Annotated in this window: 10 protein-coding genes and 1 pseudogene; 5 read left to right on the top strand and 6 right to left on the bottom strand. The window is 61.4% G+C overall.

All coding sequences use genetic code 11. From position 1 onward, the window contains the following. Window positions 1-137: 137 nt before the first annotated feature. Window positions 138-1,379 carry an arginine deiminase gene (gene arcA / locus AAAX34_RS03630; RefSeq protein WP_006234281.1) on the bottom strand — a complete coding sequence of 414 codons (1,242 nt, stop codon included), beginning with the start codon at window positions 1,377-1,379 and terminating at the stop codon, window positions 138-140. 555 nt (window positions 1,380-1,934) lie between these two features. On the opposite strand from arcA, the gene ppk1 reads away from it, so the two are divergent. Together ppk1 and rlmD are read left to right on the top strand one after the other, a co-directional pair. Then, window positions 1,935-4,508 carry a polyphosphate kinase 1 gene (gene ppk1 / locus AAAX34_RS03625; protein ID WP_349110000.1) on the top strand — a complete coding sequence of 858 codons (2,574 nt, stop codon included), beginning with the start codon at window positions 1,935-1,937 and terminating at the stop codon, window positions 4,506-4,508. 98 nt (window positions 4,509-4,606) lie between these two features. Then, a complete protein-coding gene (gene rlmD / locus AAAX34_RS03620) occupies window positions 4,607-5,935 on the top strand; it encodes a 23S rRNA (uracil(1939)-C(5))-methyltransferase RlmD (RefSeq protein ID WP_349109999.1) in 1,329 nt (442 codons plus the stop codon). Window positions 5,936-6,574: 639 nt separating this feature from the next. On the opposite strand, the gene AAAX34_RS03615 is transcribed toward rlmD, so the two are convergent. The 3 genes and pseudogenes from AAAX34_RS03615 to AAAX34_RS03605 form a co-directional block, all read right to left on the bottom strand. Beyond that, window positions 6,575-8,023, bottom strand: coding sequence for a PTS transporter subunit EIIC (locus AAAX34_RS03615; protein ID WP_349109998.1), 1,449 nt, complete (start codon window positions 8,021-8,023; stop codon window positions 6,575-6,577). 31 nt (window positions 8,024-8,054) lie between these two features. Then, window positions 8,055-9,484: pseudogene (locus AAAX34_RS03610) on the bottom strand (6-phospho-beta-glucosidase). A gap of 122 nt (window positions 9,485-9,606) precedes the next feature. After that, on the bottom strand, window positions 9,607-10,587 hold the full coding sequence (locus tag AAAX34_RS03605; protein ID WP_349109997.1) for a DMT family transporter: 981 nt from the start codon (window positions 10,585-10,587) through the stop codon (window positions 9,607-9,609). A gap of 583 nt (window positions 10,588-11,170) precedes the next feature. On the opposite strand from AAAX34_RS03605, the gene AAAX34_RS03600 reads away from it, so the two are divergent. The 3 genes from AAAX34_RS03600 to AAAX34_RS03590 all read left to right on the top strand — a co-directional run bounded on the left by AAAX34_RS03600 (window position 11,171) and on the right by AAAX34_RS03590 (window position 13,394). Then, window positions 11,171-11,713, top strand: coding sequence for a DJ-1 family glyoxalase III (locus AAAX34_RS03600; RefSeq protein WP_055287259.1), 543 nt, complete (start codon window positions 11,171-11,173; stop codon window positions 11,711-11,713). Next, window positions 11,710-12,291: a Maf family protein gene (locus AAAX34_RS03595; protein ID WP_148345561.1), complete on the top strand. Its 582-nt coding sequence runs from the start codon at window positions 11,710-11,712 to the stop codon at window positions 12,289-12,291. The genes AAAX34_RS03600 and AAAX34_RS03595 overlap by 4 nt, the downstream gene beginning before the upstream one ends. A gap of 101 nt (window positions 12,292-12,392) precedes the next feature. Then, window positions 12,393-13,394 carry a P1 family peptidase gene (locus tag AAAX34_RS03590; RefSeq protein ID WP_349109996.1) on the top strand — a complete coding sequence of 334 codons (1,002 nt, stop codon included), beginning with the start codon at window positions 12,393-12,395 and terminating at the stop codon, window positions 13,392-13,394. Between the two features lie 372 nt (window positions 13,395-13,766). Here AAAX34_RS03590 and AAAX34_RS03585 read toward each other — a convergent pair whose 3' ends face one another. Together AAAX34_RS03585 and glf are read right to left on the bottom strand one after the other, a co-directional pair. Further along, window positions 13,767-14,798 (bottom strand): glycosyltransferase family 2 protein, encoded by a 1,032-nt coding sequence (locus AAAX34_RS03585; protein ID WP_195361191.1) that lies wholly within the window; start codon window positions 14,796-14,798, stop codon window positions 13,767-13,769. Then, a complete protein-coding gene (gene glf, locus AAAX34_RS03580) occupies window positions 14,791-15,993 on the bottom strand; it encodes a UDP-galactopyranose mutase (RefSeq protein ID WP_161159693.1) in 1,203 nt (400 codons plus the stop codon). Before glf ends, AAAX34_RS03585 begins: the two co-directional genes overlap by 8 nt. Window positions 15,994-16,190: the final 197 nt, after the last annotated feature.

The raw sequence follows: 16,190 nt of genomic DNA, 5'->3' as shown, positions 1-16,190 counted from the left end.
TACAAAAGCAGTCGTCCAATCGTGTTGACGTTCCTCATACAAGATTGGGGCGGTGCGAAAACCCGCACCGCCCCAATGGGAGACATCTAATGGCAGCTAGATGTATGTATTATGACCCGTACGAGTCCTTGAAGACCTTAGAGGTCCTCGCGCCAGAAGGGCATGCTCATGCAGCGCGGGCCGCCGCGGCCGCGGGAGAGCTCTGCGGAGGGCACGACGAGAAGGTCCAGGCCCTCCTTGTACAGCACGTCGTTGGTGACGGTGTTGCGGGCGTAGACGCAGATCTTGCCGGGCTCGACGCACAGGGTGTTGGAGCCGTCGTTCCACTGCTCGCGGGAGGCCGCGATCGGGTCGCCGCCGCCGCAGGGGATCAGCTTGACCTGGTCGACGCCGGTGGCGTCCTCCAGGACGTGCTCGAGGGTGTCCTCGATCAGGCGGATGTTCACGTCGCCCGGGTTCTTGCCGGCGGTCAGCTCGTAGACGCGCAGGGTGCCCATGATGGCGGGGTGGATCGTGAACTTATCGACGTCGATCTGGGTGAAGACCGTGTCGAGGTGCATGAAGGCGCGCGAGACCGGGATGTCGAAGGCCAGGATGCGCTCGACCTTGGAGTCGGAGTTCCAGAAGATGTTCTGGGCCATGACGTCGATCGCGGCGGCCTGGGTGCGCTGGGAGATGCCGACGGCGAGGGTCTTCTCGTTGATGTTCAGCACGTCGCCGCCCTCGGTGTGGAACTGGCAGTCGCGGCGGAAGTACAGCGAGACGTCCTTGTAGTCGGGGTGGTACTTGAAGACGTACTTGCCGTACAGGGTCTCGCGGTTGCGGGTGACCGAGTACATGCGGTTGAGATTGACGCCCTCGCCGACGACCGCGAACGGGTCGCGGGTGAAGTAGAGGTTGGGCATCGGGTCGATGATCAGGTCGGACTCGGACTCGGAGTTGACCAGGGAGTCGAGGGTCGTGGAGGCCGTGAGGGGCATGTCGATCTCGGACTTGGTCATGCCGGCCATGGTCTTCTTGACGAACTCGAGGTTGTCCTCGATGGAGTCCAGCTTCTCGCGGACGATCTGCGGCATGTGCTGGCCGCGGATGCCGGCCTCGGCGATGTACTGGTCGGTGAACTCGGCGCGGGCGCCGGGGACCTGGTCGAACACCTCGGCGACGAGGTTCTCGAGATAGAGGACCTCCACGCCCTGGTCCCTCAGGATCTGGGCGAAGGTGTCGTGCTCCTGCTGCGCGACCTCCAGGAACGGGACGTCGTCGAACAGGAGTCGCTCGAGCTCGTCGGGCGGCAGGTTGAGGAGCTCGTCGCCGGGACGGTGCAGGCAGACCTTCCTGAGCTTGCCGATCTCGGAAGGCACGTGCAGACCTTTCGTCATGGCCTCCTACCTTTCTTTCGGGCCTTTCGGCGGAATCTCTCAGCGCCCTTCCATAGCGGACGCTGCTTGCTGACAGCTCTAGTTATATCCAAATTCCACCCGCAATTCCACCTCGCCCCCGAACGGTCAACAAAGTGCGATGAACGGTATATCGCACGAGATTCCCCCATAATGTACTTCGGCGTTCTAAAGTAACTTTTCTAAGGTAAACGCTCTTTTTTCCAAAAAACTATTTGCAATTGCATCTCTAAACTTTTGATTCAGAATTGCATAGCTAAATCGGTTTTATGTATATAAATGATGTTTGTTTACGTTTCCGCCTGCATTCAATGATATTCAGCTATCCATCATTCTTATTCACACTTACGTACCAGTTGAGTGAGGATATAGACCGCTTGCAGACGAGCAGGACGTCAGTCCTATGACTTGTCAGCGTAAGAAGTAGGTAAAGATACCGTTCGCGCGATGCGTCCGTGCCACAGGTCGACTAAATTGAGACAATAGTGATTAGTGTTAGGCTACCGTCCCTTGTGGGGACTGAACGGACAGATGCATATGCCGAGCAAAATCGAAAAGAAGCAAGCCGCCGCAAAGCTGCGCAAACCGCCGCGCGACTTCTCGTACACGCAAAACCGAGAGCTCAGCTGGCTACGCTTTGACAACCGCGTGCTCGACGAAGCCTTCGACGAAACCGTTCCGTTATTCGAGCGACTAAAGTTCGTCTCGATCTTCGAGTCCAACCTCGACGAGTTCCTTATGGTGCGCGTGGGCGGCCTGTCCGATCTGGCGGAGCTCAAAAAACAACCTGTCGACAACAAGAGCAATATGACCGCCTCCGAACAGGTCGATGCTGTCATGGCCGAAATGCCCGGGCTCCTTACCCGTTGGGAGTCCATCTTTAAGAGCATCGAGGGCAAGCTCGACACCTTGGGCGTTCACCGCGCCCACATCGATTCGCTTACGCCCGAGGAGCGCACCTTCGTAACCCGCTACTTCCAGGCCTACGTGTCGCCGGTCATCTCGCCGCTGGTCATCGATCCTCGCCACCCCTTCCCCAACCTGCGCAACGGCGCGCTCTATCTGGCCTGTGGTCTGGACGGCGCCACCGACGAGGAGAGCCTACTGGGCCTTATCGAGATTCCCGCCTCGATGAACCGCGTGGTCGAGATCCCCTCGCCCACCGGCACCTACTCCTACATCTTGCTCGAGGACGTCATCCTCGCCTGCCTGGACAGCTGCTTTGGCTCCTATAAGCCGCTGGATCGTGCACTGATCCGCGTCACCCGCAACGCCGACATCGATCCGGACGGCGAGGGCGTCGAAGAGGAAGAGGACTACCGCCAGCACATGAAGCGCATTCTCAAGAAGCGCCTGCGCCTGCAGCCGGTAGTGCTCGCGGTCTCGGGGTCGCTCGAGAAGGCGACGCTCAAGACTATCCGCAAGGCGCTCGAGCTTTCGCGTCGCTCGGTCTTTACCTGCGATATCCCGCTCAACCTGGGCTACGTCTTTGGCATTGAGGGCAAGATTCCCGAGCACCTGCGCAACGAGCTGCTCTTTACGCCGTTTAAGCCGCAGCCCAACCCCACCATCGATATGACCCGCTCCATCCGCGAACAGGTGCTGCAGGGCGACAAGCTGCTCTTTTATCCCTACGAGGCCATGAACCCCTTCCTGGATCTGGTGCACGAGGCCGCCTATGACCCCGAGTGCATCTCGTTGCGCATCACGCTCTACCGCGTGGCCAAGCAGAGCCGTCTGTGCGAGTCGCTGATCGATGCCGCCGAGAACGGCAAAGAGGTCACGGTGCTCATGGAGCTCCGTGCCCGCTTTGACGAGCAGAACAACATCGAGTGGGCCGAGCGCCTGGAAGAGGCCGGCTGCACCGTCATCTACGGCTCCGAGGGCTTTAAGTGCCACTCCAAGATCTGCCAGCTCACCTATCGCGAGGGCATGGCGCTAACGCGCCTGACGCTGCTGGGCACCGGCAACTTTAACGAGAAGACGGCCAAACTCTACAGCGACTTTATGCTCATGACCGCCCACCCCGGCATCGGCGAAGACGCCAACCTGTTCTTCCGCAATCTGTCGCTGGGCAACCTGCGCGGCGACTACCGCTTCCTGGGTGTGGCGCCCGTCGGGCTGAAACCGCTCATCATGCGCGGGCTTGACCGCGAGATTCAGCGCGCCCTTGCCGGCGAGCCCGCCCGCGTGTTCTTTAAGCTCAACTCGCTGACCGACCGCGAGGTTATCGACAAGATCGCCGAGGCATCGTGTGCCGGCGTGCGCGTAGACATGATCATCCGCGGCATCTCGTGCCTCAAGCCCGGTGTTCCGGGCAAGACCGAGAACGTGCATGTCCGCTCCATCGTCGGACGCTTTTTGGAGCATGCGCGCGTTTACGCCTTTGGCGTGGACTCGGACATGATCTATCTGAGCTCGGCCGACATGATGACACGCAACACCGAGCACCGCGTGGAGATCGCCTTCCCCGTGCTCGACCCTACCTGCCGCGCCTTGGTGCACGAGTGCATGGGCATGCAGCTGCGCGACAACGTGAAGGCACGCAGTCTGACGAGTGACGGCACCTGGGTTCCCGTGGAGCGTGCAGAGGGTGAGAAACCCTTCAACTCGCAGGAAGCCCTGCTGGAGCGTGCCTATCGCAACGCCGAGGCCGCCGCGCAGCAGCGCGCACAGGAGAAGGAACGTGTGGCCGAAGAAGCTATTCAGGCCGAGGTTGAACATGGGGCAGCCGCCAAACCGGAAGCGGTTGCCGCTCCCCCGGTGAATGAGCCCGAGGCTGCCGCAGAGGCTGCCGTGGAGAAAGCGCCCGAGCCCGCTACCGCGACTCCGGAGCCCGCCGCCGAGGCAAAGCCCACCCCTGATCCTAAGCCGCAGCCGACCACACCCGAGGTTCAGAAGGTCCAGGCGACCGTCATTGAGCCCGAGCCTGCACCTGCACCTCGGCCCGAGCCGCAGGTCACCAAGCCCGCACCCGAGACGAGTGCCCGTCGCGATAAGCCCGCTGGCAAGACCAAGGCCATCGAGCGCCATCGCCCCGGCCGCGTGCGCATGGGCTTGGGCCTGATCGGTCTGGGTCTTAAGACGCTCATTACCGGCAAGACGAAATAGTCGTTTGTAGAAGCAGTTTGTAGAAGCGCCCCGCATTTGAGGAAAGCCTCGGATGCGGGGCGCTTTTCCCTGCTACCATGGTGCGAATAACAACGCGAATGACAGGCAGGGATATGAAGCTCACTATAGAATCGATGACCTACGGCGCCGACGGGCTGGCGCACGCCGACAACGGCAAGGCCGTCTTTGTGCAGGGCGCCGTGGCAGGCGACACCGTCGAGGCCGAGGTCGTACAGGACGGCAAGTCGTTCATGCGCGCCCGCACCACCGAGATTCTCGAGCCAAGCCCCGATCGCATTCAGCCTCCCTGCCCCTTCGTGGGCATTTGCGGCGGCTGCTCGTGGGGCAATCTCTCACGCACGGCACAGCTCGCCGCCAAGGAGCAAAACCTGCGCTCCACGCTCGAGCGCATCGGCAAGTTCACCCCCGACCAGGTCAACGAACTTGTCCAGCCTATCCGCCACACCAAGGACGACTGGGGTTACCGCAATAAGATTGAGCTGGAGCCCACTCTCGTTAACGGCCGCGTTCGCCTTGGCATGCACGGCGTCGACCCCAGCAAGATCGTGACTGTCGATTCGTGCCCGCTGTTTGATAAGCGTTTTCCCAAGGCGCTCAAATCGGTCGTCGGCGCGCTCAACTATCTGAGCGGCAGCCACGACCTGGGTCTGGAGCGCGTGGGCATTCGCGCTTCGCGCCGCACCAAGGCGCTCGAGGTCGCGCTTTGGACGCCCACAGGCTCCTTCCCGCGCTCACAGGTCTCCCGCGTGCTGGCGGACGCCGCTCATCCCACGAGCATCGTGCGCGTGATGAGCAAGGGCGAAAAGAAGGCCCGCCGTGTCTCCAAGGTCGAAATGCTCGCCGGAGAGGGCTCATGGACCGAAAATATCGCCGAGGGTCAGATGCGCTTGTCTGCCCCGTCTTTTTTCCAGGTCAACACCAAGGGTGCCGAGATTTTGATCGATCTTGTCATGGAAGCGCTCGACCCGCAGGAAGACGAGCTTGCCGTGGACCTGTACTGCGGTGCCGGCACCTTTACCCTGCCGCTCGCCCGCCGCTGCGACTTTGTCGCCGCCGTCGAGGCCTACGGCCCCGCCGTGCGCGATCTACGCCGTAACCTGGAGATCAACAAGCTTGATAACGTCGACGTCATTGGCGGAGACGCGGTGCGCGAGTTCCCCGACCAGGATGCCGACGTCTTGGTGGTCGACCCGCCGCGCGCAGGCCTCGCCCCCGAAGCGATCGACCTTATCGCCAGCACGAGTGCCCGCGATGTCGCCTACGTAAGCTGCGACCCGGCCACCCTGGCGCGCGATCTCAAACGCTTTGTCGAAGAAGGCACCTTCTCCCCCGTCAAGATCACGCCAGTCGACCTGTTCCCGCAAACCTTCCACTGCGAGACCGTCGTCCACCTTAGGCGCAACTAGACTGTTTGCCCAAGACCACGCCCGATGATTTTTCAAGGACGGGGAAAATAAATTTGTACCGAATGATTATTTAATCCCCGTCCCGAAATAGAACCGCCCCCTTATTTCTTGAACATTAGAAATGGGGGCTTCTTTATGGACGGGAGAGTCAGGCACGACGCCACGCTGAGAACTCTTGCAGCAGAGCTTTGCGACAGGGGGTACGGGCGCGCCGAAGGCCGGCGGGAGGCCGAAGGGTGCCCGGACCCGGCCGGGGCCGGCGGCGTGCGAGGGCAAGCTCATGCGACAGAGCTGCTGCCCGGGCGCCTGAAGGACGAGTTCTACAGGAACCGGACGTAGCGGAGCTTCGAGGAGTTCAAGCGGGACCTCGACGCCTACACCGTTCACTGGAACAAGAGGAGGCAGGTTAAGCAAAAGGGACTGACCCCGGAGGAGTTCCGGAATCAGTCCCCATGTGCGGCATAGGCCGCTAATTGACCCGTCTAAGTTTCGGGGGCAGTTCATTTCAGCACCGCCCGAGAAAGCTAAACGCCTTCTGGCAGGTTGTCCCGGACCGAGGGCGGCCACCTTGATCGCCCTCGGCCCTCACCCACCTCAACTGCTCCACAATTACATAGAGCTGGTCGAAAAGGGCGCAAGCTAGCGGGCGCCTTCCTCGTCGTCGTTGGGTCGGTAGGTGATGAACTCGATAACAAAGGCCAGAACGGCAGAGACGAGTGAGGCGATGATCGCGTAGATCATGTGGGAGATCCCGGCGCCACCAGGGGTCCCGTCGATGAAGTTGAGCAGGTTGAAGACGCCGAGGCCGCCCGAGATGTACATGAGGGCGCCCGTCATTCCCACGATGGCGCCGCCCACGGCGGAGCTCAGGCATGCCACGACGAACGCGCGCTTGTTGGGGAGGGCGATGCCGTAGATGCCCGGCTCGGTGACGCCGAAGAAGAAGGCGGAGATCATCGCGGGAAGGGCGATGCCGCGGAAGCGCTCGTCCTTGTTTCTGAGGTACATGGCAAAGATGACCGCTCCGAGCGCGAACCCGTGGCCGATGGTGGCGGCGAGCACGCTGTCGTGGCCGAGGGTGTTCAGGTTCATGATGGAGATGGGGATGAGGCTCCAGTGGAAGCCAAAGATGACGAGACACATCCACAGTCCGCCGACCAGGGCGCTGCCCAGGACGGAACCAACCACGGGAAGCTGGAAGATGAACGAGAACGCCGCGCTCAGCAGGTTGGTGATGAGGGTGGCCACCGGGCCGATGACGAGGTAACCCAAGACGATGGAGGCCGTCATCGTGACGAGCGGGACGAGGAACATCTTGAGCGCAGTCGGCATCCAGCTCTTGAGCCAGCGCTCAAGGATAGAGCCGAACCACACCATGAGAAGGACGGGGATCACCGAGCTCACGTAGCCGGACACGGGCATGATGATGGGGACCCCGAGGGCGGTGGCGTACCACGAGAACGTGCCGGCCACGCCGAGGTCGATGCTGCCGAGCGCCTCGCCCGAGGTCAGGGCGACCATCGTCGGGTAGAGGAGCGCCACGCCGATTGCCACGCCGGTGAACTCGTTCATGCGGAACTTGCGCGCGGCACTGAACGCCAGGGCGACGGGAAGGAAGTAGAAGAAGCCGTCAGCCACGGTGTAGAGCAGCGTGTAGAGGCCGTCGTTTCCAAAGGCCGGGACGAAGTAGGTGATGAGGGCAAGCAGTCCCTTCATGATGCCTGCGGCGGCAAGCGGTCCCAGGATGGGCTGGAAGATGCCAGAGATGAGGTCGATGATGACGGAGGCAACGGTCTTATCGCCCTGGGGCTCGTCGTCGGCGCTTGCGCCGCTCGAGAAGTTGCCGGCCTCCATGACCGCGTCGTAGACGTCCTCGACGATGTTACCCACGACCACCTGGTACTGGCCGTTGGCCTGGATGACCTGGATAACGCCCTTGAGGGTCTCAATCTTGGCCGTGTTGGCGCGGGACTCGTCCTTGAGCTTGAAGCGCACGCGCGTGATGCAGTGCGCGACGCTAGCGACGTTCTCTGTGCCGCCTACGTTCTCGAGTATGGATCTGGCCAGGTCGTCGTATTTTTCAGCCATTATTTTCTCCTTAGTGATATTGCCCGGGCGGCTAGCCCAGGTCGCCTCCGTTGGTGGCGATGGCCTGTTGATACCAGTAGAAGCTCTTCTTGCGCCTGCGCTCGAGCGTGCCGTTGCCCAGGTTGTCGCGGTCCACGTAGATGAAGCCGTAGCGCTTCTCCATCTCGCCGGAGCCCGCGCTCACGAGGTCGATCGGCCCCCAGGTGGTGTAGCCGAGCATCTCGACGCCGTCCTGCTCGATGGCGTCGCGCATGGCCTCGATGTGCTCGCGCAGGTAGGCGATGCGGTAGTCGTCCTCGATCGTGCCGTCGGGGAGCACCTCGTCATAGGCACCGAGGCCGTTTTCCACCACAAAGAGCGGCTTCTGGTAGCGGTCCCAGAGGTCGTTGATCGTGATGCGGAACCCCAGCGGGTCGATGACCCAGCCCCAGTCGCTCGTGCGCACGTAGGGGTTCTCCACGCCGGCGAAGGCGTTGCCCTCGGCGACGCCGCCCACGGAATCGGGGTCGCCCGCGGTGCAGCGCGAGGAGTAGTAGCTAAACGAGATGAAGTCGACGGTGTTCTCCGCAAGGATGCGCTCGTCCTCGGCGGTCATGCCCACGTCGATGCCCTCGCGCTCGAGCATCTTGAGCGCGTAGCCGGGGTAGTGCCCGCGTGCCTGCACGTCCACGAAGAAGAGGTCCTCCTGGTTCTTGACCTGCGCTGCGCGGACGTCCTCGGGACGACAGGAGTAGGGGTAGTAGCTTCCCGCGGCGAGCATGCAGCCTACCTTGTTCTCCGGGTCGACTTCGTGGCGATCTTGGTGGCCCAGGCGCTCGCCACGAGCTCGTTGTGCGCGGCGCGGTACTCGGCCTCGCGGGCATTCTCCCCGGGCTCGAGGACGATGCCGGCACCCATGAAGGGACGGTGCAAGATCATGTTCATCTCGTTGAACGTGATCCACCAATGCACGAGGCCGCGGTAGCGGTTGAAGAGCACCTTCACGAGCCGCTTGTAGAGCTCGATGAGGGCGCGGTTTCGCCAGGCGCCGTACTTCTTGACGAGGTGGATGGGGCAGTCGAAGTGCGTGATGGTCACGAGGGGCTCGATCCCGTGCTCGCGGCAGCAGCGGAACACGTCCTCGTAGAAGGCGAGCCCGGCCTCGTTGGGCTCCTCCTCGTCGCCGTTGGGGAAGATGCGGCTCCAGGCGATGGAGAGGCGAAAGACCTTGAAGCCCATCTCCGCGAAGAGGGCTATGTCCTCGCGGTAGTGGTGGTAGAAGTCGATGCCCGTCTGGGCCGGGTAGTAGTACCCGGGCTCGAAGTCGAGCATGCGCCTCAGGCCGCGGCTTACGTCGTTGCGCTCCGGCCCGTGTGGGATGACGTCGACATTGGCAAGGCCGCGGCCGCCCTCGTCATAACCTCCCTCGCATTGGTTGGCAGCGGTGGCTCCTCCCCAAAGGAACCCTTTTGGAAATGGCATAGTGCCTCCTTCTCTCTGGCGCCCCCATCTCTGCGGGGGACGCTTTATAACGTCCTTACGACCTCACGCGCCGGGCCCGTGGCCCTTTCCCTGATGCGCGCGGGCCGCCCGTGAAGGGGTGACTAGCTGACGGCTTGCCCTGCGGCGACGCGACGTGCCTCCCGGCCTCCAAACAGGGAGGGGACCTGTGCCAGGCACACGCCGGCGAGGATGATGGCGACGCCCAGCCACTCGACGACGCCGAGCGGCTCGCCGAGGACGATCATGGCGATGAGCAGGCCGGCGGGGAGTTCCGCGGCGGCCATGACAGTGGAGAGGCCTGCGGGCAGGTGCGGAGAGCCCATGCCGAAGAGCAGGACCGGACAGAGCATGCCAAAGAAGCCGGCGATGACGGCAAAGGGCAGGATGCCCTGGGCGAGGACGCCCGAGACGACGTAGTCCGGGCATACCGTGAGCGACATGGCCACGGAGCCCGCGCATACGATGACGCCACGCTGCTCGGACGAGCACGGAGCCTCGACCTTGCCGGAGAGGGTGACAAAGAGGGAGCAGGACACGGCCGCCCCCAGCGCGCAGAGCAGGGCCACGGGGTCGTACCCGGTGATGCCGGTCCTGTAAACGCCGCTGGCGAACACCGTTCCGAAGACGATGACCAGGGCGGAGACCACTTGGAGGACCCTCGGCGGTCGGCGCGTCATGACGGTCTGCCACAGGAGCCCCAGCCACGTGAACTGGAAGAGGAGCGTGAGCGCCACCGGGGCGGGCAGCACGCTCATGGCGTAGCAGTAGAGGATTGAGGTGAGGCAGGTGAGGGCTCCCAGGCCCATGAGCTTGAGGGCGAGCTTCCAGCCCACGCGCTGCCAGCGGTGCCCGAGTGCGTGGCCCGCGAGTGTGGCGAGGGCGAAGAAGAGGCAGCCGAACCACGCCTGGCTCGCCACCACCTGCGCCGAGGTGAAGCCCGCGGCGTAGGCGAGCTTGTAGGTCGTGGCCATCGCGCCGTAGCAGGCGCCGCCCGCAAAGACCTGGAGCGCCGCCTTGGCCTGTCCCGCGCCCGTGGCTCCTGCCCCGGCGGCCTGTTGCTTGATTGTGTTTGTTCCTGCCATTAGGCTCCCTTCCGTCTGCTGTCTTGCAGATGCACGTCTCGTGCGTCTGTTCCCTGCAGTCGGAAGGTGGGCTCGTGCGGTCTTCTGGCGGTGCATGTGGTACCTGCTGCCAAGACGAAAAAAGCCACGCAACCGACTGCTCGGTTGCGTGGCAAAAAGGTGGCTAGCGCCCAGAAAAGTCCACGCGTTTTTAGACTGGGACAAAGTACTACAACAGGTGAGATTCCGTCAAGAAAAAAAACCGAGGAAAAAAGTGAGCCTCTGCCCGCCGTACCTGTGGCGGTCGTTCCCCGAACGGGGCGGTGCTGTCAGGGACTGTCTCGATCTGTAACAGTAAGACCCGGTTTTGGTCCGTAGATGTTACAGATTTAGACATTTTGTCGGGGCGGTTTCCGTTTGTCTTGATCTGTAACAGTTAGGGGTCAAAAGTGGGTCTAGATGTTACAGATTGAGATTGTTGAGGATGGGTGAGGGTAGCTAATTCGGACGGGGCTATTTTAAACATTGGGAAATCGAGCGTGGCAAGCGGAGGTCTTCGGGGTATAAGACGGCTAATTGTATGCCGCCTATGAAAGGAACCCTCATGCCCAGCGTTGCCGTTCTCGCCGCCGATGGCTTTGAAACTATTGAATGCTTGACCATGGTCGATGTCATGCGTCGCGGCGGCGTGCGCGCCACACTCGTCTCGATCATGCCCACGCGTGAGGTCGTAAGCTCGCTGCAGATCCCCGTGACCTGCGATGCACTCTTTGATGAGATCAACTTTGACGAGTACGACTGCGTCGTGCTGCCCGGCGGCCTACCCGGTGCCACCAACCTGCGCGCCGATCAGCGCGTCTGCGACGTGGTCTGCGAGTTCGCCGCGACCAAGCACGTCGCCGCCATCTGCGCTGCCCCGTTTATCCTGGGCGAGCTCGACCTGCTCGAGGGGCGCCACGCCACGTGCTTCCCTGGCTTTGAGAAAAGCTTCCCCGAAGGCGCCTATACCGGCGAGAAGGTTACGCAAGACGGCAACATTATCACCGCTAGCGGCATGGCCCAGTCGCTCCCCTTTGCGCTTGAGCTGCTGCGCACGCTCGCCGGCGACAAGGCCGTCGAGAAAGTCGCCGAGGGCATTCAGCTATGATTCTGGCTTCGCAATCACCGCGCCGCATCGAGTTGATGCGCGAGGCGGACTATGACATTCGCATCATTCCTGCCGATATCGACGAAACGCCGTTTGATGGCGAGGCCCCGCTTACGCTCGTTGAACGCTTAGCACGCGCAAAAGCCGCCGCCGTTGCCGCCGAGCATGCCGAGCCCAATGAGTTGACGGTCGCGGCCGACACCATCGTCACCTTTGACGGCAAGATTCTGGGCAAGCCGGCAACCGAGGACGAGGCGCGCACCATGCTCCGTGAGCTTTCGGGCCGCACGCACCAGGTCGCAACCGGCGTCTGCATCGTTAAGGCAGGCGATACGGCCGCCCCGCATGCCGCCGAAAGCCTGTCCTTTGTCGATGTGACCGACGTGACGTTCTACGAGCTCACCGACGAGCAGATCGAGCACTACGTCGCCTCGGGTGAGCCCATGGACAAGGCCGGCGCCTACGGCATTCAGGGCACAGGAGGACGCATGCTCGTGCACGATATTTCGGGCGACTTCTATAACGTAGTGGGCCTACCCATCGCCCGCGTCGCGCGCGCGATTCAAAAACTCTCGTAATTGCATCTGGCGCTGGGTATCCCCCGGCGCCTACAATTTTGGCGTACCGTACGGATCCCGACCGGGCACAAGGCGCGGCGGAAAACCGATAGGAGTTAAACATGGATACACTGCTCGAGGCCATTGACGTATGCGATGTCGATGGCTTTTGCTATGGCAACTATACGGACGAGGAGGCCGGCACCGGTTGCACCGTAATCGTGGCACCCGAGGGCGCCACCGGCGGCGTTGACGTTCGCGGCGGTGCTCCAGCATCGCGCGAAACCGACCTGCTGCGACCCGAGAACACCGTCGACAAGGTCCACGCCGTCTGCCTTTCGGGTGGATCGGCCTTTGGCCTCGAGGCTGCAAGCGGCGTCGCTCGCGAGCTTGAGAGCCGCGGCATCGGCCTTCCCGTCGGCCCCACGCAGGTGCCTATCGTGTGCTCCAGCTGTATCTTCGACCTCGCCTTTGGTAACCCCACCGTTCGCCCCGACATTGAGGCCGGCATCGCCGCCGTGCGCGAAGCACTCGACAACACCCCCACCAAGCTCGAACAGGGCAACGTGGGCGCCGGCACGGGCGCTACCGTGGGTAAGCTCATGGGCCCCGCCACCTGCATGAAGGCCGGCCTTGGCGCTGCCGCCGTGGCGCTCGGCCCCATCAAGGTGGGCGCCGTGGTCTCGGTCAACGCCTGCGGCAACGTTGTCGACCCCTTCACCGGCGAGTGGGTCGCCGGTATGCGCGCCGCAGCCAATAGTGACCAGATCGTCGACATGGAACTCGCAGCCTTTGCCGCCGCCGGATCCATGCAGATGCCGCTCGACCGCACCAACACCACCATCAGCTGCATCGTCACCAACGTGGAACTCACTAAGGCACAAGCCACCAAGGTCTCCCAGATGGCCGCAGACGCCTACGCACACGCCATCCGTCCCACGCACACCACCAACGACGGCGACACCATCTACACCCTCGCCAGCGGCAAACTGGGCGCCCAGGCAAGCGCCGCCGTTCCCCTAGACCTGCTGGGCATGCTCGCAGTAAGGGCCCTGGAAACTGCCATCGTAAACGGAGCCAAAACCGCCAAAACCTCCCACGGCATCCCCGGCGCCGCGAAGTAGCCTAACCTGACCGGTTGCCCGGTGGGGCTTGGTTATGTTTGCTGCTCTACAGTCCCGGCTCGCACGAAGAGCACATTAAGTGCTCTTCGGCTCGTGCGGAACTCGCAACAAACATAACCAAGCCCCACCGGGCAACCTACCAACCAGATTCTTTTCAGCCCAGGCCCCTGTGTACCGCGCGTCCAAGATCTTCAAATTCAAATAACCTGACAATCGATTCTTATAGCAGAGGCCCCTTGGCCTTTAGTTTGATACAAGTTCCGCACGAGCCGGAAAGCACTTAATGTGCTTTCCGTGCGAGCAGGACTGTTCGCAGTAGCAAACTAAAGGCCAAGGGGCCCAGTCAACCTATCAGCAGCGATTACTCAGCAGCTAGTTGAATTTGAAGATCTTTGAGGCAAGACGGTATAGGCCGAGTGTGGTTTTGTCTCCCGCCCGTCCGCGCAGATTGGTGAAGAACCCGACCACGCCGTAGCGGGCACGACGATACATGCGCTCGTCGTAGGCCTTCAAATCATTCCACAGCGTCTTTAGGCGCTCGTCGGCGCAATCTTCCTCAGAAAGCTTGGTGAGCACCGAGCAGATCGCCATCATCATGGTGAAGTAGCCCATCATGTACGAACGCAGGCGCGACGACTCGACATCGCTGTACAGGTGGTACGACTCCATCATGATACGCGTAACACGGAACTGCTGGTCCAGACGCTTGACCATCGTTGCCTCGTTGACGCTCTGGCCTTCGCGACCGATAAAGTAGCGGTAGAGGTCGATGTCGGCGTAGTACATGGTCTTGCAACGCGGCAGTGGCACGTAGGCGTAGATGTTGTCCACATAGAACGTGTGCGGCGGCATGGGAAGGTTGGACTCGCGCAGCACATCCGTGCGATAGCACAGGCTGTGCATGAGTAGGTTCTGGTCCAGGCGGAAATGACCGATCTGATCCCAGGAAAAGATCTTTTTGCGCGGCAGGGCAAATTTGTAGCCAATAGCGGTATGCGTGCCCTCGTAAACCTTCTCGTACACGTAGTTCGAGATAAACAGGTCAACGCGCTGATCGCGCTCTTCAAAGCCACGCAGAATCGACAGCATAGTCGAAAGAGCCGCAGCGTCGAGCCAGTCATCCGAGTCGACAACCTTGTAGTAGGTGCCCTGCGCCTCGCGCAGACCCGAAAGGACGGCAATACCGTGACCGCCATTCTCCTGGTGCACCGCGCGGATGATTCCAGGATAACGGGCCTCCCACTCGTCGGCCTTGGCGGCCGTCTCGTCCTTGGAGCCGTCGTCCACCACGATAATCTCGATATCGGTGGCGTAATTGCTCCCCTCCAAGATGGAGGTGATGCAATGGTCCATGTCCTTGGCGGCGTTATACGAGGGAATACCGAATGTTATGACTTTATGCATGGCAGGCGATAATCTCATCCGAAAGATCGAGGGCGGAATTGGTCACGGCGTCCATATCGTAGTAACGATACTCGGCCAGACGACCCACCGGGTGGAAGTTCGTCAGGTTCTGGACGCGCTCAAGATAGCGCTCATAGAGCTCACGGTTCTCGGGCTCAAGAATGGCGTAGTACGGCGTCTCGCCCGAGCCGGGCGTATAGGCCTTGGAGTACTCCTTCATGATGGTGGTCTTGCCGGGCAGGACCTGACCGGTCATGTTCTTGAACTCGGTGATGCGCGTGTAGTCCTCGCTCGTGGTGTAGTTGACGGTGCCCACGGGCTGGAACTGGTCCATATCGAGCGTCTCGAACTTCATATCGAGCGTGCGGTACGGCAACGCGCCCAAGTCGAGGTTGAACAGCTCATCGAGCGGACCGGTATAGACAATCTCACCGCCGTAGACCTTGCCGTCGACCTTGACGGTGGTCTCGTCGATCTCAAAAAGATCGCGGGCGTCCACGTCGCAGAACACGTCAATCAGGTCGTGGTCGAGCATGTGCTCAAAGAGCGCCGTGTAGCCCTCCTGCGGCATGCCCTGGAAGGGAGCTTGCGGGAAGTAGCGGTCATCATCGCCCACAAAGACGGGAACGCGGCCGGTGATCGAGGGATCGATCTGGTCGGGCGTCTGGCCCCACTGCTTCATGGTGTAATGCAAAAAGACGTTCTCGTAGACGTAATCGGCGACCTCGGCAAGATCCGGGTCGTTCTTCTTGCGCAGCTCCATGATGGGCACCTTGACGTCCTTGCCAAAGGTCTCCACGAGCTTCTGATACAGCTCCTCGCCGCGCTCGTCACCAAAAGCGAGCTTGAGACTCGCATGGTTGAAGGGCACGGGCATAAGGGTACCGTTGATGTTGGCGAGCACCTTGTGCTGATAATCCGTCCACTTGGTAAAGCGCGACAGGAAATTGTGCACGCGCTCGTTAAAGGTGTGATAGATATGCGGACCGTACTCGTGAATCAGGATTCCGGCCTCGTCAGTGCAGTCATAGGCATTGCCCGCAATGTGGCTACGGCGCTCCAAAACGGCAACACGATAGCCGATGGTCTCGGCAAGACGGCGGGCGCAAACGGCACCGGCATATCCAGCACCGACGACAATCATGTCGTACGCGCCGGCGTTAAAGCCTTCAGGCAGGCCTGAGGTAATCTGCATCGATACTCCTTGTCAAAAGCCACGGGCTCGTTAGCTGGGCTTTTCTCGAACATTCTTCGAGACATATTTATCAGAGCGATTATAGCGCTAATGCGTCCTATAATGAGCTTGCCACACAAGGAAAGCTCAAGCACCGCGGCGTACATAATTGAAAGGTAAACCCGCTAGCAGCGGGTTTATTCGTGAACAGCCGGGTG

The sequence above is a fragment of the Collinsella sp. CLA-ER-H4 genome, assembly GCF_040092395.1.
GTDB lineage: Bacteria > Actinomycetota > Coriobacteriia > Coriobacteriales > Coriobacteriaceae > Collinsella.
Note: the sequence above shows the minus strand (reverse complement) of the source record. Positions and strands in the feature narration are given on the sequence as shown.